The organism is Geodermatophilus sp. SYSU D01119 (assembly GCF_054049975.1).
On record NZ_JBJGYL010000017.1, the window covers coordinates 66426 to 85094 of the forward strand.

At 75.2% G+C, this 18669-nt stretch carries 21 protein-coding genes; 7 read left to right on the forward strand and 14 right to left on the reverse strand.

From position 1 onward, the window contains the following. Positions 1-93: 93 nt before the first annotated feature. On the reverse strand, positions 94-1482 hold the full coding sequence (locus tag ACI79X_RS14425) for a metallopeptidase TldD-related protein (protein WP_457026097.1): 1389 nt from the start codon (positions 1480-1482) through the stop codon (positions 94-96). After that, on the reverse strand, positions 1479-2990 hold the full coding sequence (locus tag ACI79X_RS14430; RefSeq protein ID WP_457026098.1) for a TldD/PmbA family protein: 1512 nt from the start codon (positions 2988-2990) through the stop codon (positions 1479-1481). Before ACI79X_RS14430 ends, ACI79X_RS14425 begins: the two co-directional genes overlap by 4 nt. 112 nt (positions 2991-3102) lie before the next feature. Here ACI79X_RS14430 and ACI79X_RS14435 point away from each other — a divergent pair, with 112 nt between their 5' ends. Continuing rightward, complete coding sequence (locus ACI79X_RS14435) at positions 3103-3498, forward strand: hypothetical protein (protein WP_457026099.1); 396 nt, start codon at positions 3103-3105, stop codon at positions 3496-3498. A 36-nt stretch (positions 3499-3534) separates the two neighbouring features. Here the strand turns inward: ACI79X_RS14435 and ACI79X_RS14440 are convergent, their stop codons facing one another. The 4 genes from ACI79X_RS14440 to ACI79X_RS14455 all read right to left on the reverse strand — a co-directional run bounded on the left by ACI79X_RS14440 (position 3535) and on the right by ACI79X_RS14455 (position 6071). Continuing rightward, positions 3535-3873, reverse strand: coding sequence for a UBP-type zinc finger domain-containing protein (locus tag ACI79X_RS14440; protein ID WP_457026100.1), 339 nt, complete (start codon positions 3871-3873; stop codon positions 3535-3537). 23 nt (positions 3874-3896) lie between these two features. Then, entirely contained in the window at positions 3897-4646 is a 750-nt protein-coding gene (locus ACI79X_RS14445; RefSeq protein ID WP_457026101.1) for an SDR family NAD(P)-dependent oxidoreductase, read from the reverse strand. Between the two features lie 106 nt (positions 4647-4752). Next, the gene (locus ACI79X_RS14450; RefSeq protein WP_457026102.1) at positions 4753-5106 is read right to left on the reverse strand and encodes a nuclear transport factor 2 family protein; all 354 of its coding nucleotides are present in this window, start codon (positions 5104-5106) and stop codon (positions 4753-4755) included. Next, positions 5106-6071 (reverse strand): alpha/beta hydrolase, encoded by a 966-nt coding sequence (locus ACI79X_RS14455; protein ID WP_457026103.1) that lies wholly within the window; start codon positions 6069-6071, stop codon positions 5106-5108. Before ACI79X_RS14455 ends, ACI79X_RS14450 begins: the two co-directional genes overlap by 1 nt. A gap of 106 nt (positions 6072-6177) precedes the next feature. Between ACI79X_RS14455 and ACI79X_RS14460 the strand changes: the two genes are divergently transcribed. Beyond that, positions 6178-6681: a MarR family winged helix-turn-helix transcriptional regulator gene (locus ACI79X_RS14460; protein ID WP_457026104.1), complete on the forward strand. Its 504-nt coding sequence runs from the start codon at positions 6178-6180 to the stop codon at positions 6679-6681. Between the two features lie 16 nt (positions 6682-6697). Next, positions 6698-7501: an MBL fold metallo-hydrolase gene (locus ACI79X_RS14465; protein WP_457026105.1), complete on the forward strand. Its 804-nt coding sequence runs from the start codon at positions 6698-6700 to the stop codon at positions 7499-7501. A gap of 4 nt (positions 7502-7505) precedes the next feature. Here ACI79X_RS14465 and ACI79X_RS14470 read toward each other — a convergent pair whose 3' ends face one another. The 3 genes from ACI79X_RS14470 to ACI79X_RS14480 all read right to left on the reverse strand — a co-directional run bounded on the left by ACI79X_RS14470 (position 7506) and on the right by ACI79X_RS14480 (position 9245). After that, complete coding sequence (locus tag ACI79X_RS14470) at positions 7506-7985, reverse strand: SRPBCC family protein (protein ID WP_457026106.1); 480 nt, start codon at positions 7983-7985, stop codon at positions 7506-7508. Then, complete coding sequence (locus ACI79X_RS14475; RefSeq protein ID WP_457026107.1) at positions 7982-8332, reverse strand: ArsR/SmtB family transcription factor; 351 nt, start codon at positions 8330-8332, stop codon at positions 7982-7984. Before ACI79X_RS14475 ends, ACI79X_RS14470 begins: the two co-directional genes overlap by 4 nt. 85 nt (positions 8333-8417) lie before the next feature. Next, positions 8418-9245: an endonuclease/exonuclease/phosphatase family protein gene (locus ACI79X_RS14480; protein ID WP_457026108.1), complete on the reverse strand. Its 828-nt coding sequence runs from the start codon at positions 9243-9245 to the stop codon at positions 8418-8420. Between the two features lie 179 nt (positions 9246-9424). Between ACI79X_RS14480 and ACI79X_RS14485 the strand changes: the two genes are divergently transcribed. After that, complete coding sequence (locus ACI79X_RS14485) at positions 9425-9886, forward strand: hypothetical protein (protein WP_457026109.1); 462 nt, start codon at positions 9425-9427, stop codon at positions 9884-9886. Between the two features lie 92 nt (positions 9887-9978). Here ACI79X_RS14485 and ACI79X_RS14490 read toward each other — a convergent pair whose 3' ends face one another. Continuing rightward, positions 9979-11274 (reverse strand): amidohydrolase family protein, encoded by a 1296-nt coding sequence (locus ACI79X_RS14490; protein ID WP_457026110.1) that lies wholly within the window; start codon positions 11272-11274, stop codon positions 9979-9981. A gap of 80 nt (positions 11275-11354) precedes the next feature. Between ACI79X_RS14490 and ACI79X_RS14495 the strand changes: the two genes are divergently transcribed. The 3 genes from ACI79X_RS14495 to ACI79X_RS14505 are packed head-to-tail and all read left to right on the forward strand — an operon-like array spanning position 11355 to position 13341. Then, positions 11355-12056 carry a DedA family protein gene (locus ACI79X_RS14495; RefSeq protein ID WP_457026111.1) on the forward strand — a complete coding sequence of 234 codons (702 nt, stop codon included), beginning with the start codon at positions 11355-11357 and terminating at the stop codon, positions 12054-12056. Next, positions 12053-12712: an HAD family hydrolase gene (locus ACI79X_RS14500; protein ID WP_457026112.1), complete on the forward strand. Its 660-nt coding sequence runs from the start codon at positions 12053-12055 to the stop codon at positions 12710-12712. Before ACI79X_RS14495 ends, ACI79X_RS14500 begins: the two co-directional genes overlap by 4 nt. After that, complete coding sequence (locus ACI79X_RS14505) at positions 12709-13341, forward strand: alpha/beta hydrolase family protein (RefSeq protein WP_457026113.1); 633 nt, start codon at positions 12709-12711, stop codon at positions 13339-13341. Before ACI79X_RS14500 ends, ACI79X_RS14505 begins: the two co-directional genes overlap by 4 nt. A gap of 199 nt (positions 13342-13540) precedes the next feature. Here ACI79X_RS14505 and ACI79X_RS14510 read toward each other — a convergent pair whose 3' ends face one another. The 4 genes from ACI79X_RS14510 to ACI79X_RS14525 form a co-directional block, all read right to left on the reverse strand. Next, positions 13541-14572: an SRPBCC domain-containing protein gene (locus tag ACI79X_RS14510; RefSeq protein ID WP_457026114.1), complete on the reverse strand. Its 1032-nt coding sequence runs from the start codon at positions 14570-14572 to the stop codon at positions 13541-13543. Positions 14573-14666: 94 nt separating this feature from the next. Beyond that, positions 14667-15524, reverse strand: coding sequence for an FAD binding domain-containing protein (locus tag ACI79X_RS14515; RefSeq protein ID WP_457026115.1), 858 nt, complete (start codon positions 15522-15524; stop codon positions 14667-14669). Further along, positions 15521-18013: a xanthine dehydrogenase family protein molybdopterin-binding subunit gene (locus tag ACI79X_RS14520; protein WP_457026116.1), complete on the reverse strand. Its 2493-nt coding sequence runs from the start codon at positions 18011-18013 to the stop codon at positions 15521-15523. The genes ACI79X_RS14515 and ACI79X_RS14520 overlap by 4 nt, the downstream gene beginning before the upstream one ends. Further along, positions 18010-18513 (reverse strand): (2Fe-2S)-binding protein, encoded by a 504-nt coding sequence (locus ACI79X_RS14525; RefSeq protein ID WP_457026117.1) that lies wholly within the window; start codon positions 18511-18513, stop codon positions 18010-18012. The genes ACI79X_RS14520 and ACI79X_RS14525 overlap by 4 nt, the downstream gene beginning before the upstream one ends. Positions 18514-18669 lie beyond the last annotated feature (156 nt).

An 18669-nucleotide genomic window follows, 5' to 3' on the forward strand; every position in this document is an offset into this window, starting at 1 on the left:
GAGGACCCGGCAATGGCAGGCCCCGGTCCGCCATCAGCGCCACGAAGGCGAAGCCGGGCCCCGAGGAGCCGACAGCGCCACAGGGGCGCGCCCTCAGCTGGCCGGGGACACCGAGCTCATGTTGAAGTCCGGCACGCGGACCGGCGGCATCGCGGCGCGGGTGAACCAGTCGTTCCACTCGCGCGGCAGCGTGCGCTCGGTGCGCCCCGCCTCGGTGATCCGGCCCAGCAGGTCCACCGGCGACTCGTTCCACCGGAAGTTGTTCACCGCGCCGGTCACCTCGCCGCCCTCGACGAGGAAGACGCCGTCGCGGGTGAGCCCGGTGAGCAGCAGCGTCTGCGGGTCGACCTCGCGGATGTACCAGAGCGTGGTCAGCAGCAGCCCGCGGTCGGTGGCGCCCACCATGTCGTCCAGCGACGCCGTCGCCTCGGGCGCCTCGAGCACCAGGTTGTCGACGGCCGCCACGGCCGGCGCGGTGGTCTTCAGCGCCCACGCCCGCGGCCGCACGAGGTTGGTGAGCACGCCGTCGCGGATCCAGTCGACCGCCGGCGTCGCCATCCCGTTGTCGAACACGCTGGCCGAGCCCGACGACGCGCTGACCACCTGGAACGGCGCGGCCTCCAGGCCGGGGGCGTGCGGGTCGCTGCGCAGGGTCAGCGGGAGCTGGGCCAGCCGGTCGCCGATCCGGTTGCCGCCGCCGGCGCGGGCGAAGACGTTGCGGCCCTCGTCGGCGTCGCGCGCCTCCATCGTCCAGTAGGCGTAGAGCATCAGGTCGCTCACGGCCGACGGCGGCAGCACCGTCTCGTACCGGCCCGCGGGCAGGTCGACGCGGCGCTGCGCCCAGCCGAGCTTGCGCTCGACGTCGGCGGCGAGGTCGGGCACCGACACGTCGCGGAAGTCGCGGGTGCCGACGCCGGCCCACACCGAGCGGGAGAAGTCGGTGCTCTTGCCGTTGAGCTCCACCCGGCCGGTGGGCTGGTCGTGGCGCAGCCGCAGCCCGGTCGAGGTGCCGACGTACGTCGTGGTCAGGGAGTGCTCGGCGTAGCCGAACAGCAGGTCACCGCGCGAGCGGGCGGCCCCGAAGGCCTCCCCCAGCGCCGGCGCGAACTCGGCGAACACCTCGATCGAGGTCTCGGCCGGGTCGGCGTCCCAGTCCCCCGCGTGGGCAGGGGCCTCCGACACCAGCGGCACCGCGTCCTCGGCCGGGCCGGCGTCGCGCGCGGCCTGCTCGCTCGCGGCCACCAGCTCGGCGACGTCGGGGGTGCCGGTGCGCGCCACCGTGCCGGTGGCCATCCCGGCCCCGCCGTCGACGAAGGAGACGACGACGACCTGGCGCGAGCGCATCGCCCCGTTCGTCGTCAGGCTGTTCGACGCCCACCGCAGGTTCGCCTCGGTGCTCTCGACGACGTAGGCCACGCACCCGTCGGCGGTCGAGGCGGCCAGCGCCTGCTCGACGAGCTCCTGCGCGGTCTGCCGGCTCATCGCCCGCCCTCCTGCACCGTGTTGAGGATGGTGACGCCCTCGAAGAGCGCCGCCGGGCAGCCGTGGCTCACCGGCGCGACCTGCCCGGGCTGGGCCTTGCCGCAGTTGAACGCGCCGCCGAGGCGGTAGGTGGAGGGGCCGCCGACGGCGCGCATCGAGCCCCAGAAGTCCGTCGTCGTGGCCTGGTAGGCGACGTCGCGCAGCTGCCCGGCCAGCCGCCCGCCCTCGATGCGGTAGAAGCGCTGGCCGGTGAACTGGAAGTTGTAGCGCTGCATGTCGATCGACCAGCTCTTGTCGCCGACGACGTAGATGCCGCGCTCGACCCCGCCGACCAGGCCCTCGAGGTCGGGGCCGTCGGGTGCCGGCTGCAGCGAGACGTTGGCCATGCGCTGCACCGGCACGTGCCGCGGCGAATCGGCGAAGGCGCAGCCGTTGGAGCGCTCCATCCCGCCCATGCGCGCGGTGTTGCGGTCGACCTGGTAGCCGACCAGCACGCCGTCGCGGACGATGTCCCAGCGCTGGGCCTCGACGCCCTCGTCGTCCCAGCCGATCGTCGACAGCCCGTGCTCGGCGGTGCGGTCGCCGGTGACGCGCATGAGCTCGGAGCCGTAGCGCAGGCTGCCCAGCCCGTCGGGGGTGGCGAACGAGGTGCCGGCGTAGGCGGCCTCGTAGCCCAGCGCCCGGTCGAGCTCGGTGGCGTGGCCGACCGACTCGTGGATGGTCAGCCACAGGTTGGACGGGTCGACGACGAGGTCGTACCGGCCGGGCTCGACCGACGGCGCCTTGGTCTTCTCGCGCAGCAGCTCCGGGATCTGCGCCAGCTCGGCGGCCCAGTCGTAGCGGCCGTCGGTGAGGTACTCCCAGCCCCGGCCGACCGGCGGGGCGATCGTGCGCATGCTCTCGAAGGCGCCGGTGGCGCGGTCGACGGTCAGCGCCGTGAACTCGGGCGCGATGCGCACCCGCTGCTGGCGGGTCCGCGTGCCGGCCGTGTCGGCGTAGAACTTCTGCTCCTTGACGTGCATGCAGCCCGACGTCACGTGCTCGACGCCGTCGGCGGCCAGCAGCCGCTCCGACCACTCGGTGAGCAGCGCGGTCTTCTCGGCGTCGGGCACCTCGAACGGGTCGACGTCGTAGGAGGACACCCACGAGCCCTCGTGCGGGGGCTCCGGGGCGAGCTCGACCCGGTCGGTGGACAGCGCCGCGGACACCTGCGCGACGGCGACCGCCTGCTCGGCCAGCCGCACCGCCTCCGCGGCGGTGAGGACGACGCCGGCGGCGAAGCCCCAGGTGCCCTCGTGCACCACGCGGACGGCGAGACCGAGGTCCTCGCCGTCGGCCAGCGACTCGAGGCGGGCGTCGCGCAGGTTCAGCGACTGCGTGCGGATCCGCTCGACCCGGAGGTCGGCGTGCTCGCAGCCGAGGTCGACCGCGCGGGTCAACGCCGCCTCGGCGAGCGCGGACAGGGGCAGGGCGAGGAAGGACTCGTCGATGTCCCGGGGCTGCACCATCGCCCCTGTCTACCAGTCCCCTCCTCTGCGAGATCTGCACACTCGGGGCCCCCGAGCCCCGGAAGACCCCGAGTGTGCAGATCTCGCGGGCACGCCCTGCCAGGATCCGGCGGTGACCTCCACCCGGGTGCCCGCCGACCGCCGCGACGCCCTCGCCGTCCTGGGCGTCCTCGCCCTGTCCGCGGGGGTGGCGGTGCTCGCGCTCGCCACGGCGCGCGGCGTCGTCCCCCTGGGCGGCAGCAGCGTCGAGACGGAGTTCATCAGCCCCTGGTGGTGGCTGGCCTTCCTGCTCGCGCCGCTGCCTGCGGTGGCCGCGCGGCGGCGGACGGCGACCGGGCTCGCGGCGGGCGTCGTGCTCGTGGTGCCGCAGGTCGTCGCGGCTGCCGTCTGCGTGCAGCGGTACCGCACCTCGGGGTGGGGCGACGGCCTGGAGGTCTTCGCCTACCTGCACCCGCTGCTGCTGACCGTGGTCACCGCCGCACTGCTCGCCGTGCTGAGCCGCCGCTGACCGGCCCTGCGCCGGCCCGGCCCGCGCAGGGCGCGGTCAGTGCAGGAGGCGCTGCCAGTCCGCGGGGACCCGGCCGGCCGGCCCGGGCGCCGGCTGGTCGGCGGGGTGCTCGGTCGGCGGCGCGAGGCGCACGCCGCGGGCGTACCGCCCGTCGACGTAGTCCCACGCCCAGTCCTCGCCGGGCTCGAAGCTCTGCACGACCCGGTGCCCCGTGGCCGCCGCGTGCGCCGAGGCGTGCTGGGACGGCGAGGAGTCGCAGCACCCGACGTGGCCGCAGGCGGCACACCGGCGCAGGTGGAACCACCAGCCGCCGGTCGCGTCGCACTCCACGCACCCCGTGCCGCTGGGCGGGACGCTCGGGTCGATCTGCTCCATCGGGTCCTCCTGTCGGGGGCGGCTCAGACCTGGTCCTGGCCGCCGTCGAGAACGAGCTCGCTGCCGGTCATGAAGCTGCTCTGGTCCGACGCCAGGAACAAGGCCCCCGCGGCGATCTCCTCGGGCCGGGCCAGCCGGCGCAGCGGGATGCCCGCCGCCATCCCCTCCACCATCGCGTCGGTGGCGGCCGCGTCCGGGGCCAGGCCGAGCAGGCCCGGCGTCGCCGTCGACCCGGGCACCAGCGTGTTCACCCGGATGCCGCGGCCGGCCAGCTCGATCGCCCAGGTGCGGGCGAGCTGGTGGACCGCCGCCTTCGACGCGGCGTAGAGGCCGAACGCCGGGGTGCCGTGCAGGGTCGCCGTCGAGCCGGTGAGCACGACCGACGCGCCGTCGCCGAGCAGCGGCAGCGCTCCCTGCACGGTGAGGACGGTGCCGCGGACGTTGCGGTCGAAGGTGTCCGCGTAGTGCTGCGGGGTGATCTCGCCGAGGGCGGCGAACTCCCCGCCGCCGGCGTTGGCGAGGACGACGTCGAGGCCGCGCCCGGCCGCGGCGATCGTCTCGAAGAGCCGGTCGAGGTCGGCCTGCTCGGCGACGTCGCCCGGCACGCCGACCGCGCCGTGCCCGATGCTCTCGACCGCCTCGTCGAGGGCGTCCTTGCGGCGGCCCGTCACGAAGACGTGCGCGCCCTCGGCGGCGAACCGTCGCGCCGCGGCCAGTCCGATGCCCGAGGTGGCGCCGGTGACCAGCGCCGTCCTGCCCTCCAGCTGTCCCATCGTGGGTCCCTCCCGTGTCGTGGTGTGGGCCGGGAGAACTCGCATGACATATCACGCATTCCGCGTGGGGGCGGGGACGCCGGCGGCACCCCCGCCCCGCGTGGGCCTAGCTGTCGAGCACCGTCCAGAGCCGGGCGATGCGGCCGTCCACGACCTGGGCGACGTCGAGGCCGCCGAGCACCGGTTCCCCACCCGGGGGGCCGAGACGCCAGGGCCGCATGCCGAGGTCGCCGACGCCGCGGAAGGGGCCGGCCGGCGTGAAGACGAGCCCGGGCCCCTGCGCCAGCAACCCGGTCACCGTGGCCGCCAGCTCCTCGCGGCCGCGGACCGTCCGCCCGTCGTCGGTGAAGACGACGTCGTCGGCGAACACCGCGGCGATCGCCGTCGCGCGCCGCTGCGGGTCCGGCTCGTTGAAGACGTCGTCGAGCATGCGCTCCAGCAGCTCCGCCGGGCCGGCCATCAGTCGGTGCCGAGGGCGCCGCGGAGGAACGCGATGCCCTGCTCGACGGCCGCCTGCGCGGCGAACGTGTGCCGGAGCGGGTTGAGCCCCACGAAGTCGTGGATGATCCCGCCGTAGCGCACGGCGGTGACCGGGACGCCGGCCGCCCGGAGCTTCGCGGCGTAGGCCTCGCCCTCGTCGCGCAGCACGTCGGCCTCGGCCACGACCACCAGCGCCTGGGGCAGCCCGGCCAGGTCCTCGGCGCTCGCCCGCAGCGGCGAGGCGGTGATCTCCGCGCGCTGCGCCTCGTCGGTCGTGTACTGGTCCCAGAACCAGCGCATGCCCTCCCGGGCGAGGAAGTAGCCCTCGGCGAACTGCTCGTAGGAGCCGGTGTCGAAGGAGGCGTCGGTGACCGGGTAGTAGAGGAGCTGGCCCCGGAACTCCACCCCGCCGCGCTGCTTGGCCAGGATCGTGGCGACCGTGGCCATGTTGCCGCCCACCGAGTCGCCGGCGACGGCGAGGCGCGAGGCGTCCAGCCCGTTCTCCGGGCCGTTCCTGACGATCCAGTCGGCGACGGCCCAGACCTGCTCGACCTGTGTCGGGTACCGGTGCTCGGGCGCCAGGTCGTAGTCGGGGAACACGACGGCGGCCTGCACGCCGACGGCCAGCTCGCGGACCAGCCGGTCGTGGGTGACCGGGCCGCCGAAGACCCAGCCCAGGCCGTGCACGTAGAGGACGACCGGCAGCGGCCCCGTGGCGCCGCGCGGCCGGACGATGCGCACGCGCACCTCGCCGGTCGGGCCGCCGGGGACGACGAGGTCCTCGACGTCGGCCGGCGCGAGCACCGGGGGCGGGTCGGTCTGCACCACGACGGCGATCTCACGGCCCTTCTCGGGAGCCAGCTGGTAGAGGAACGGCGGGGTGGAGTTGGCGTCGGCGAAGGCCTGCGCGGCGGGCTCGAGGACGGGCGGGACGGGCTCGGGCATGGTTGCCTCTCGGCTCGGGGCGGACGAGGGGGGCGCGGTCCTGCTCGGCGCTGGTCGGACCGCCGTCCGGCAAGCTACATGACATGTCACGCAATGGGGAGGGCCCGTGCTCACCGACGAGCAGCAGGAGACCTGGTTCGCCTACATGCGCGTGTCGCTGCGGCTGGCCTACGAGATGAACCACCAGCTGCAGACCGACAGCGGCCTGTCCCTCGCCGACTACGACGTCCTCAACGCCCTCGCCGACTCCCCCGGCCGGCGGCTGCAGACCACCGCCCTGGCCACCCGCATCTCCTGGGAGCGCAGCCGGCTGTCCCACCACCTCAAGCGGATGAGCGGCCGCGGCCTGGTCGAGCAGGTGCCCTCGACGCAGGACCGCCGGGCCACCGATGCCGTGCTCACCGGCGCCGGGCTCACCGCGCTGCGCGACGCCACGCCGGGCCACGCCGCGCTCGTGCGCCGGCTCTTCTTCGACGGGCTGGACCCGGCCGACCTCCCGGCGCTGCGCGCGGCCCTGGAGGCCGTGCACGAGCAGGTGGTCGCCCACGGCACCCTCCCCCGGCCGCCGGCGCACCAGCACCGGCTGCCCGGGTTGCAGAGCGGCGGGTGACGGGTAGCGGGGGGCCATGGCCGATCCCGCGGACGACGTCACGCTGACCTTCGGCGGCAACGCGACGACGCTGCTGCGCCTCGGCGGCTTCACGCTGCTCACCGACCCGAACTTCATCGGCCGCGGGCAGCGCGTCTACCTGGGCAAGGGCCTGTTCGCCAAGCGGCTGACCGACCCGGCGCTGCTGCCCGACGACCTGCCCGACCTCGACGCCGTCCTGCTCTCCCACCTGCACGGCGACCACTGGGACCGCATCGCCCACGCCACGATCGACCGGTCCACGCCGATCGTCACCACACAGGCCGCGGCCCGGACGCTCTCCTCCCGGGGTTTCTCCGCGACGGCGGACCTGCGCCCCTGGCAGGTCCACGAGCTCACCCGTGGCGGGGAGACGCTGCGCATCACCTCGGTGCCCGGCGAGCACGGCCCCGGCCTGCTCGCCCAGGTGCTGCCCCCGGTCATGGGCAGCGTGCTGGAGCTGCTGCGCGGCGGCGAGGTGACCTGGCGGGGCTACGTCACCGGCGACACGCTCTACCGCCCGTACCTGGCGGAGGTGCTGCAGCGCTGCGGCCCGCTCGACGTCGTCGTCCCCCACCTCGGCGGGACGAGGGCCCTGGGCTTCACGGTGACGATGGACGGCCGGCAGGGCGCCGACCTGGTCGAGCTGCTGCGGCCTCCGGTGACGGTGCCGGTGCACTACGACGACTACGACCGGTTCGCCTCGCCGCTCGGCGACTTCGTGCGGGAGGTCGCCGAGCGGCGGGCGCCCGGGGAGGTGCGGGTGGTGCAGCGCGGCGAGACGATCTCGCTGCGCGCCTGACCGTTCAGCGGGCCAGGACCTCGTCGAGGCGCTCGTAGCCCTGCGTGACGCCGACCTCCATGCCGCTGGCCAGCATGGCGTCGCGGTCGGCGAAGGAGTCGCACAGCGACGTCGAGGTCAGCCGGGTGCGGCCGTCGCCGAGGTCCTCCAGCACCAGCTTCTCCAGCGCGACGCCGTCGGGCACGCCCTCGAAGGTGAAGGTCTGCACGATCCGCTCGTCGGGGCGGACCTCGTGGAAGGACCCGTGGAAGGCGTACTCACCGTTCGCGTCGCTGTGCACGTAGCGGTAGGAGCCGCCGGTCCGGCAGTCGTAGTGGTCGATGCGCATCTCCAGCCCGCGCGGGCCGAGCCACTGGACCACGAGGTCCGGGTCGGTGTGCGCCCGGAACACCTTGGCCGGCGGGGCGTCGAACTCGCGGGTGATGCGGATGAGCGGGACGTCGGGGTCGGCGGCGATCCGCGTCTCGCGCGTGCTGGTGGTCATGACGGGTTCCTCTCCTGGGGTGGGTCCTCCGGCATGTCGCGGAGGACGTCGTCGAGGCGGCGGTAGCGCTCCTCGGCCTGGCGCCGGTAACGCTCGATCCACTTCGTCATCAGGTCGAACACCTCCGCCTCCAGGTGCACCGGGCGGCGCTGCGCCTCCCGGCTCCGGCTCACCAGGCCGGCGTCCTCGAGCACCCGCAGGTGCTTGGAGACCGCCTGCACGGTGACGTCGTAGGGGGCGGCGAGCTCGCCGACCGTCGCGTCACCGACCGCGAGCCGGGCGACCATGTCGCGCCGCGTCGGGTCGGCCAGCGCCGCGAACACCCGGGAGAGCGGATCTGCCGCCACCTCTCGACCTCCTCGTTCAACCAAGTGGTTGAGCAAGACGGTAGGACCGGCCGCCCGCCTTGTCAACCGATCGGTTGCGGACGCTTCAGGAGGCCCAGGTGCCCGGTGGGTGGTCCGGCAGGGCGAGGTCGGCGACGACGCCGCAGTGGTCGCTGGCCCACACCCCGCCGACCGGCTCGTCGAGCACCCGCGCGCACGCGGTGACCTGCAGGGACGGCCCGTGGACGCCGCTGCGCACCAGCACCCAGTCGATCCGCCGGCTGACGGCGGTGGCCACCTCGCCCGCCCGCACCAGCGGGTTGCGCGCGTCGAAGGTGGACCCGGGGTCGCCGGGGTGCAGCGTCTCCCAGGCGTCCTGGTAGCAGACGCTGACGCCGTCCAGCGACCGGCGGCCGCGCCAGAACTGCATGCTCGCGGCGTCCGGGGTGGCGTCGCAGTCGCCGAGCACCACCACGTGGTCGGCGGTGCCGGCCAGCCGCTCCAGCGTCCGCGCGGCGGCCAGGGCCTGCTGCTCGCGCTCGGCCTCGTAGCCGAACTGCCAGCTCGGCGTGTGGTGGGCGACCAGGGTGCGGCCCACCGCGGTGTCCACCTCGACGACCAGCGTGGCGCACCAGGGGAACCCGCGGGCCCGCTCCGTGCACCGCTGGTCGACCTCCTCGACCACCCGGTGCGGCGCGCGGGTGGCCAGCACCCCGCCGACGCCGTCGTCGGCCGCCCGGGAGAACGGCGTCATCGACCAGCCGGGCCCCAGCAGCTCCTCCACGGTGCCGTCCGCGACGGGCACCTCCTGCAGGGCGACGACGTCGGCGCCCAGCCGGCGCAGCGTCTCCCCCGTGAGCGCGCTGCGCCGCGGCCAGTCCGGGTTGGCCGGGCCGAGCACGTTCATGGTCAGGACCCGCAGGGACGCCGCCATGCCCCCGGAGTCAACCCGAGCGGGCGCCCGTCCTCCAGCCGCCGTCGCATCCCGGGTCCTCCCCCGGTCGGACGCGGGGCCCGGGCCGGGATCGTCCCGGCGGCCGACGCGCGCAGCGACCTGCGCGGACGACGCTCGTCCCGCCACCGGGTGGTGGCCGGGACGGGAGGAGATCCGCGGTGCGCGGGACGGTGGGAGCGGTGCTCGGCGGGGCGGCCGCGGTGGCGGCGACGGCGGTGGCCGGGGTGCTCGTGGCGATGCCGGCGGGCGTGCACGGCGCCGGGGCGGTGCTGGCGGAGCTGCAGGGGCACACGGAGACCGCGTTCCGCGACGACGCGGCGCGCGCCCCGGAGGGCTCGGTGCCGTTCTGGACCCGCTCCGTCGGCACCGAGGTGACCGTCGTCCGGCCGGGCGAGGCCTACGGCGAGGACGACGGCAGCGTCCGCGCGGACATGGCCCTCGCGCCGGGGACGGCGGCGCCGGGGTCGTGCACCCCGCTGGCGCATCCCGGCATGCCGTGGGACGGCGGCGGCTCGTGGCCCGACCTGACCGGCGAGCAGGCGCTGCTGTGCGAGGGCTGGGTCACCGTCGTCGTCGACGGCCACCTCTACGCCTGGACGGGTCCCACCCCGCAGGCCTGACCCGCGTCCTGGCTCACCTCCGCGCCTCCTGGCTCACCTCCGGCGGTGAGGCAGGACGCAGCACGATCAGGCCACCTGATCGTGCTGCCGCCTCAGCCGGCCAGGCGCGCCGCCCGGACCGCCACCTCGGCGCGCAGGGCCCCGGCGTCGGCGGTGGTGACCGTCCCGCCGGCGACGACCTGCCGCCCGCCCACCCACACGTCGCGCACCTGCCGCGAGACGCCCGACCACACCAGGTGGGTGAGCAGGTCGGCCGGGTCGCCGACCGGCTCGAAGCCGAGGTCGCCGGTGTCCACGTGCACGAGGTCCGCGCGCCGCCCGGCCTCCACCTGCCCGAGGTCGGGCCGGCCGATCGCCTCGGCGGCCCCGCCGGTGGCCAGCCAGAACGCCTCGGCGGCGGTCAGGGCGACGGCCGACCGCTCGCGCAGCCGCGCCAGCGACGCCGCCAGCCGCACGTCGGCGAGCAGGTCCAGCCCGTCGTTGGACGCCGGCCCGTCGGTGCCCAGGCCCACCCGGATGCCGCGGTCGAGCATGTCCCGCAGGCGCGCGACGCCGCTGGCGAGCTTTGCGTTGCTGGCCGGGCAGTGGGCGACGGCGACGTCGTACTCGCGCCACAGCTCGAGGTCGCCGTCGTCCATGTGCACGCAGTGCGCGGCGAGCACCCGGCCGCCGAGGACGTCGTGCGCGGCGAGCAGCGCGGGCACCGACAGCCCGTGCTCGGCGAGCAGGCCGGCGCCCTCGGTCGCGGTCTCGGCCACGTGCAGGTGCAGCAGCATCCCGTGCTCGCGGGCGAGTTCGGCCGCGCGGCGCAGCAGGGGCAGCGGCACGGTGTAGGCCGCGTGCGGGCCGAGGCCGTACTCGACGCTGCCGTCGTCGGGCACGCCCCGCGCGAGTTCCACGGCGGCGGCCAGCTGCTCCTCCAGCGGCGGCATGCCGGGCAGCGGCACCATCGGCGCGGCGATCACCGCCCGCGCCCCGGTGACGCCGACGGCCGCGGCGATCCGCGCGGGCTCGAAGTACATCTCGACGCTCGTGGTCACCCCGCCGCGCAGCATCTCCGCCGACGCCGCGGTCATCGCCACCTCGACGTCGTCGGGGGCCAGCCGCGCCTCGCGCGGCCACATCACCTCGCGCAGCCACCGGTCCAGCGGCAGCCCCTCGCCCTGGCCGCGGAACAGCACCATCGGCGCGTGCGAGTGGCTGTTCACCAGCCCGGGCACGAGCAGGCCGGGCAGCGCGACCACCTCGGCGTCGCCGGGCGGCGGGGCGTCCACGGCCGGGCCGGCCCACGCGATCCGGCCGTCCTCGACGTCGACGACGGCGTCCGGGACGACGGTGCCGGCCCGGTCCCCGACGATCACGGCCCGGGCGGTGAGTCGCTGGCGCATGGCGGAACGCTAGCCCCAGGGACCCCGGCAGTTGGGGCGACGTGCGGGCGACCCCCGGAGGCCCCCTCTACCGTGGACGCATGTCGTTCCTCGCCGCCGCGTCCTCCGACCAGGGCGGGATCACCGGCTGGCTGCTCCAGCTGGTCGAGACCCTCGGGCCCCTCGGCGTCGGGTTCTCCATCCTGCTCGAGACGGTGATCCCGCCGATCCCCAGCGAGGCCGTGCTGGGCCTGGCCGGCGTGCTGATCAACAGCGGCGAGATGTCGATCGTGCCGGTGATCCTCTTCGCCACCCTCGGCTCGATCCTGGGGGCGATCTTCTTCTACTACGTCGGCCGCGCGCTGGGCCCCCGCCGCTCGCACGCCTTCCTCGACCGGCTGCCGCTGGTGGAGACCGCCGACGTCGACCGGACCTTCGCCTGGTTCGAGCGGCACGGCCGCTCGGCGGTGTTCTTCGGCCGCATGGTCCCGATCGTGCGCAGCTTCATCTCCGTGCCGGCCGGCGTCGTCCGGATGCCGTTCCTGCAGTTCGTCCTCTACTCCGCCGCGGGCAGCCTGATCTGGAACAGCCTGCTGGTGACCCTCGGCGTCGTCGCGGGCGACTTCATCCAGGACAACCTCAAGTACTTCGACTACCTGGTCGCGGCCGTGGTCGTCCTGGGCGTGGGCTGGCTGGTCTACAAGCGGGTCAAGGACATCCGCCACCACCGGCGCCGGCGGACCACCGCCGGGCGCACCGAGGCCGGGCGCCCCGGGGACGCCGGCGACAGCACCACGGCGTGACGTCCCGGCCCGACGTCGTCGCCTTCGACGTCAACGAGACGCTGCTCGACCTCGCGCCGGTCGCCGCCGCCCTGGTCGAGCACGGGCAGCCCGACGGCCTGCTGCCCACCGTCTTCGCCCGCACGCTGCACACCGGCACCGCGGCCGCGGTCGCCGGCCTCCGGGTCCCCTTCCGCGCGGCGTTCGAGTCGGCCCTGGCGCAGCTCACCGACCTGTCCGAGCGCGACCGCGACCGCGTCGCCGACAGCTTCCTGGGGCTGTCGCCGCACCCCGACGTCGAGCCCGCGCTGCGCCGGCTGGCCGAGGCCGGGGTGCGGGTGGTGACGCTGTCGCACGGCTCGCCGGGCGTGGCCGAGGCCGGGCTGGAGCGCGGCGGGATCACGCCACTGGTGGAGCGCACGCTGACCAGCGAGACGGTGCAGGCGTGGAAGCCGTCCCGGGAGGCCTACGTGTGGGCCGCGGGCGTCTGCGGCGTGGAGCCCGCGCGCATGGCGCTGGTGGCCGCGCACGGCTGGGACGTCCTCGGCGCGGAGCGCGCGGGCCTCACCGGCGCCTGGTTCCCGCGCAGCGAGCGCGCCTGGCCGCCGGCGTTCCCCGCCCCGTCGGTGGTGGCCGCCGACCTCGCCGGGGCGGTCGACGCGCTGCTCGCCCGGTGAGCGCGCCGGCTCTCGTCGACACCCCGCTCGGCCCGGCCGCGGTGCGCGCCGACGGCCCGGCGCCCGCCCGCGGCACGCTGGTGCTCGGGCACGGCGCCGGCGGCGCGGCCGACGGGCCCGACCTGCTCGCCGTCGCCGCCGCGGCCGCCGGGGCGGGCTGGCGGGTGCTGCGGGTGGACCAACCGTGGCGGGTGGCCGGCAAGCGGATCGCGCCGGCGCCCCCGCGGCTCGACCTCGCCTGGACGGCGGTGCTCGGCGCGCTGCGCGCCGGCGGGGCGCTGACCGGGCCGCTCGTGTTCGGCGGCCGCAGCGCCGGGGCCCGGGTGGCCTGCCGGACCGCAGCGGCGCTCGGTGCCGATGCCGTGCTCGCGCTGGCGTTCCCGCTGCACCCGCCGGGCCGGCCCGAGCGCAGCCGCGCGGACGAGCTCCGGTCGGCCGGGGTGCCGCTCGCCGTCGTGCAGGGCGAGACCGACGCCTTCGGCCGGCCGGCGGAGGTCGGCGCCGCACTGGAGGGCGTGCCGGCGTCGTCGGTGCACGCGGTGCCGGGCGACCACTCGCTCGGGAAGGACCCCGACGCGGTGGCCGCCGCGGCACTGGCCTGGCTGGAGCAGCTGCCGCTCAGGTGCTGATCACCGGGTCGCTCGTGCCCCGAGGTGCGGACGGTCGCCGCTCGCGGCGGCGTGTCCGCGCGTGTCGGCGGCAAGGAGCCGATGATCGACTCGGCCGGGCCCCCTCAGGTGTTGATCACCGGATGCGTGCACGGGACACGCGCCGGCACGCCGGCCGGCCGTGCACGCACCCGATGATCGCCAGCAGCAGGGGCGGGCGTCAGCGGCGGCGCCGCCGGAACGCCAGCACCACGAGCAGCAGCACCGCCGCCACCGCGGCCCCCGGCGCCGCGTAGCGCGCCATGGCGGCCCCGCCGGCGACCTCGAGCAGGTCGATCGGCTCGGGCTCGGCGGCCGGCTGTGGCCGGGGCGCGGCCGACGGCGTGCTCCGCGGCGGGGCGCCGGTGGCCGGGCGCCCGGGAGGAGCGGTGTTGCGCGACGGCGGCGCGCTGGGCGCCCGGCCCGCGGACGGCGCGGCGGGCGTCCCGCCCGAGGACGGCGCGGTGTCCGACGACGTCGGCGCGGTGTCGCCGACGGCGGGCACCGGCGTGGTGTCGGTGGCGCCCACGGGGCTGATCGGCCGGGTGGGCGGGCTGGCCGCCACGGTGTCGGCGTCGGCCGTCAGCGAGTCGGTGGCCGACGCGGCGGCCTCGCGGGCCTTCGTGCCGGCCGAGCGCACGGCCTCGGCCACGGCGTTGTCCCCCGGGGTCTGCTCGACCGACTGGGCGACCTCCTCCGCGACCCCGGTGGCGGTCGCGGCGGCCTTCGCGGCGGCGCTCTCGGCGCGGTCGGCGTCGCCCTGGGCGTCGCCCTCGCCGAGCTGGGCGGCGAGCTTGTCGGCGAACTGGCCGAGCAGCTTGTTGCCGACGTCGGTCATGACACCGCGGCCGAACTGGGCGGGCCGGCCGGTGATGTTGAGGTCGGTGAGCACGTCGACCCGGGTGACCTGGCCCTCGGCGAGCAGCTTCGCGGTGATGGTGGCCGCCGCGGTGCCGTTGCCGCGCTGGTCCTTGCCGCGGGCGTCGATGACCGCCCGGTGCGCGGCCTCGTCCTTCTCCACGAACGACGCCTTGCCCTGGTACGTGAGGTTGATCGGGCCCAGCTTGACCTTCACCCGTCCGGTGAAGTCGTCACCGGTGACCGAGTCGAGGGCGGCGCCGGGCATGCACGGGGCGATCCGCTCGATGTCGAGGAGCACCCGCCAGGCCTCGTCGACGGGGACGGGGACGGTGAAGGAGTTCTCCAGCTGCACGGTGCGACCTCCGGGGGTGGGAACGGACCTCGGCCGGTCCGCCCGGGTGGGCGGGCCGGCCGAGGGGACGGGCGGAGCCGGGGTTGGGGCGAAACTACAACCCGGCGGCGGTGGCGACCGCCCGGCGAGTGAGCACCTGCGCCAGGTGCTCGCGGTAGTCGGCCTGGGCGTTGAGGTCGCTGCTCGGGCTGGTGCCCTCGGCTGCCGAGCGGGCCGCCTGCGCGACCGCGTCCGGCGACGCCGCGGCCCCCGCGAGGGCGGCCTCGGTGGCCGACGCCCGCAGCGGGGTCGGGCCCATGTTGGTCAGCCCGATCCGCGCCTCGGCGATGTGCCCGTTCTCCCGCCGGACCGCCGCGGCGACCGCGACGATCGACCAGGCCTGCGCCACCCGGTTGAACTTCTCGTACCGCACGCCCCAGTCGCCGGCGAGCTTCGGCACCCGGATCTCCACGAGCACCTCACCCTCGTCGAGCGCGGTGGTGAGGTAGTCGACGAAGAACTCCGAGGCCGGCACGGTGCGCCGTCCCGAGGGCCCGGCGATGACCATCTCCGCGTCGAGGGCGAGCGCCACGGCGGGCAGGTCGCCGGCCGGGTCGGCGTGCGCCAGGGCGCCGCCGAAGGTCCCGCGCCGGCGGGTCTGCCGGTCGGCCACCGTCTCGGTCGCCTCGGCGATCAGCCTGGCGTGCTGTGCGATCAGCGGGTCGGTGACCACCTCGGCGTGCGTGGTCATCGCGCCGATCACCAGCGCGTCGCCCTCGTCGCGGACGCCGCGCATCTCCGCCACCCGGCCGAGGTCGACGACGGTCTCGGGCGCCGCCAGCCGCAGCCGCATGACCGGGATGAGCGACTGCCCACCGGCCATGATCTTGACGTCCTCACCGCCCTCCGCGACCGCCTGGACGGCCTCGTCGACCGTGGTCGGCCGGACGTACTCGAACGCGGCGGGGATCACCGGTCACCTCCGAGGGACGAAGCAGGGGTCGAGACACCGGTCGTGGACTCGGTGGAGGCGCCGCCGTAGGCGTTGCTGCCGGCCGCGGCCCGGTCACCGCCGTCGCCGCCCTGGTGGATGGCCCGCCAGACCCGCTCGGGGGTCAGCGGCATGCGGATGTCGCTCACGCCGAGGTGCCGGACGGCGTCGAGCGCGGCGTTGACCACCGCCGGGGTGCTGGCGATGCAGCCGGCCTCGCCCACGCCCTTGGCGCCGATCGGGTTGCCCGGCGCCTCGTGCACCGTGTTGCCGGTGTCGAAGTGCGGCAGGTCGGCGGCCGAGGGGACCAGGTAGTCGACGAAGGTGCCGGTGGTGAGGTTGCCGTCGGCGTCGTAGACGGCCTCCTCGTACAGCGCCTGCGCGATGCCCTGGGCCAGCCCGCCGTGGACCTGGCCCTCGACGATGAGCGGGTTGACGATCGTGCCGACGTCGTCGACGCACGCGTACTTGCGGATCTTGACGAACCCGGTGTCGGTGTCGACCTCCATGGCGCAGATGTGCGTGCCGTGGGGGAAGGAGAAGTTGACCGGGTCGAAGGTCGCATCGGCGTCGATCGAGGGCTCGATGCCCTCGGGGTAGTCGTGCGCGGCGAAGACGGCGAGCGCGATCTCCTGGATGCCGAGCGAGGCGCCCGGCGTGCCGCGGACGGAGAACTTCCCGCCCGAGAACTCCAGGTCGTCCTCGTTGGCCTCCAGCAGGTGCGCGGCGACCGTGCGGGCCTTCGCGATCACCTTCTCCGCGGCCTTCACCACGGCGGTCCCGCCGACGACGAGCGAGCGCGAGCCGTAGGTGTCGAGGCCCTTGGTGGCGATCGCGGTGTCGCCGTGCAGCACCTCGACGTCCTCGAAGGGCACCCCGAGGGCGTCGGCGACCAGCTGGCTCCACGCCGTCTCGTGGCCCTGCCCGTGCGGGGTCGAGCCGGTGACCACCTCGACCTTGCCCGTCGGCAGCATCCGGATGGCCGCGTGTTCCCACCCGCCGGCCCCGAAGGACAGCGAGCCGAGCACCCGGGAGGGCGCCAGGCCGCACATCTCGGTGAAGGTGGAGAAGCCGATGCCCAGCTGCACCGGGTCGTTCGACTCGCGGCGGCGGCGCTGCTCCTCGCGCAGCTCGTCGTAGCCGATGAGCTCGAGCGCCTGCCGGGTGGCGGCCTCGTAGTCGCCGCTGTCGTACTCCAGGCCCGCGACCGTGGTGAACGGGAACTCCTGCGCCTGGATCCAGTTCTTGCGGCGCAGCTCCAGCGGGTCCATGCCGAGCTCGACGGCGAGCTCGTCCATGATCCGCTCGATGGCGAAGGTGGCCTCGGGCCGGCCGGCACCGCGGTAGGCGTCGGTGGGCACCTTGTTGGTGAAGACGCCGTCGCACTCGAAGCGGTAGGCCGGGAACTTGTAGATCGCCGGGAACATGAAGGCGCCGAGCGCCGGCACGCCGGGGGTGATGAGCCGCAGGTAGGCGCCCATGTCGGCGAGCAGCCGCACCCGCAGGCCCTTGACGTTGCCCTCGCGGTCGCTGGCGATGTCGATGTACTGGATCTGGTCGCGGCCGTGGTGGGCGGTCATCAGCGACTCGCTGCGCGTCTCGGTCCACTTCACCGGCTTGCCGAGCCGCCGCGCCACGAGCAGCGCGATGACCTCCTCCGGGTTGACCTGCAGCTTGCCGCCGAAGCCGCCGCCGACGTCGGGGGCGATGACGCGCAGCTTGTGCTCGGGCACGCCGGTGACCGAGGCGAGCATGACGCGCAGGATGTGCGGCACCTGGGTGGCCGACCACATCGTGTAGTTGTCGCCCTGGGGCTGGACGACGACCGAGCGGGGCTCCATGAACGCCGGGATCAGCCGCTGGTTGACGAACCGCCGGCTGACGACGACCTCGGCGTCGGCGAACGCCTGCTCGGTGTCGGTGCCCGTGCCGGCCTCGCCGGCGTCGAAGACGAAGTGGTAGCTGGTGTTGGACTGCGTGTGGTCGTGGCAGAGGTCGGCGTCGGCCTTCACCGCCTCCTCCATGTCGAGGACCGGCGGCAGCGGCTCGTAGTCGACGTCGACCAGCTCGATGGCGTCGGCGGCCGCGGCGCGCGAGCGGGCGATGATCACCGCGACGCCCTCGCCGACGTGGTTGACCTCGTCGACGGCGAGCGAGGGGTGCCCGGGGTTGACCATGTCGGGCGTGACCGGCCACGCGCAGGGGATGGAGCCCTGCTCGTCGGCGATGTCGCGGCCGGTGAGGACGGTGACGACGCCGGGGGCGGCCTGCGCGGCGCTGACGTCGATGCCGGTGATCTTCCCGTGGGCCAGGGGGCTGCGGACGACGGCCATGTGCAGCATGCCGGGCAGGACCATGTTGTCGGTCCAGGTGGTGCGGCCGGTGATCAGGCGGGCGTCCTCCTTGCGGCGGCGCGCCTTCCCGACCTCCTTCTCGACGGCGGTGGTCGCCGGGTCCTCGGTGAGGGTCATGCCTGCGCTCCGGTGGTCTCGGGGGCGGCGGACGACGACATCTCGCCCGCGGCCTGCTGCACCGCGCGGACGATGTTCTGGTAGCCGGTACAGCGGCAGAGGTTGCCCTCGATCCCCTCGCGGACCTCGGTCTCGCTCGGGTTCGGGTTCTCCTTCAGCAGGTCGATCGAGGCCATGATCATCCCGGGCGTGCAGTAACCGCACTGGAGACCGTGCATCTCGTGGAACGCCTTCTGCACCGGGTGCAGGGCGCCTCCGGGCTCGGCGATGCCCTCGATGGTGGTGACCTCGGCGCCGTCGGCCTGGACCGCGAGGACGGTGCAGGACTTCACGGCCTGCCCGTCGAGGTGGACGGTGCAGGCGCCGCAGTTGCTGGTGTCGCAGCCGACGACCGTCCCGACCTTGCCCAGGGCCTCGCGCAGGTGGTGGACCAGCAGCGTCCGGGGTTCGACCTCGTCCGTGTACGTGACGCCGTCGACCCGCATGCTCACCCGTGTCATGGATCCTCCGCTCCGTTGCAGGGCGCGTGGCGCCCGGCCCGCCGGGCGCTCTCCGGCGGAGTCTGGCAACGGGAGAGTGACTTAGGCCACGCTTACCTGGGACGGAGGTCCCTGGTGGTCCGCGGATGCGGGTCGTGGGCCGACACGAACCCGCAT

Bases quoted from the DNA above. Each gene is read 5' to 3' on its own strand.
- ACI79X_RS14490 (WP_457026110.1), bottom strand. From the start codon at position 11,274: ATGCGCCAGCGACTCACCGCCCGGGCCGTGATCGTCGGGGACCGGGCC.
- ACI79X_RS14445 (WP_457026101.1), bottom strand. From the start codon at position 4,646: ATGGGACAGCTGGAGGGCAGGACGGCGCTGGTCACCGGCGCCACCTCG.
- ACI79X_RS14495 (WP_457026111.1), top strand. From the start codon at position 11,355: ATGTCGTTCCTCGCCGCCGCGTCCTCCGACCAGGGCGGGATCACCGGC.
- ACI79X_RS14450 (WP_457026102.1), bottom strand. From the start codon at position 5,106: ATGGCCGGCCCGGCGGAGCTGCTGGAGCGCATGCTCGACGACGTCTTC.
- ACI79X_RS14525 (WP_457026117.1), bottom strand. From the start codon at position 18,513: ATGACACGGGTGAGCATGCGGGTCGACGGCGTCACGTACACGGACGAG.
- ACI79X_RS14465 (WP_457026105.1), top strand. From the start codon at position 6,698: ATGGCCGATCCCGCGGACGACGTCACGCTGACCTTCGGCGGCAACGCG.
- ACI79X_RS14455 (WP_457026103.1), bottom strand. From the start codon at position 6,071: ATGCCCGAGCCCGTCCCGCCCGTCCTCGAGCCCGCCGCGCAGGCCTTC.
- ACI79X_RS14520 (WP_457026116.1), bottom strand. From the start codon at position 18,013: ATGACCCTCACCGAGGACCCGGCGACCACCGCCGTCGAGAAGGAGGTC.
- ACI79X_RS14425 (WP_457026097.1), bottom strand. From the start codon at position 1,482: ATGAGCCGGCAGACCGCGCAGGAGCTCGTCGAGCAGGCGCTGGCCGCC.
- ACI79X_RS14430 (WP_457026098.1), bottom strand. From the start codon at position 2,990: ATGGTGCAGCCCCGGGACATCGACGAGTCCTTCCTCGCCCTGCCCCTG.
- ACI79X_RS14470 (WP_457026106.1), bottom strand. From the start codon at position 7,985: ATGACCACCAGCACGCGCGAGACGCGGATCGCCGCCGACCCCGACGTC.
- ACI79X_RS14480 (WP_457026108.1), bottom strand. From the start codon at position 9,245: ATGGCGGCGTCCCTGCGGGTCCTGACCATGAACGTGCTCGGCCCGGCC.
- ACI79X_RS14440 (WP_457026100.1), bottom strand. From the start codon at position 3,873: ATGGAGCAGATCGACCCGAGCGTCCCGCCCAGCGGCACGGGGTGCGTG.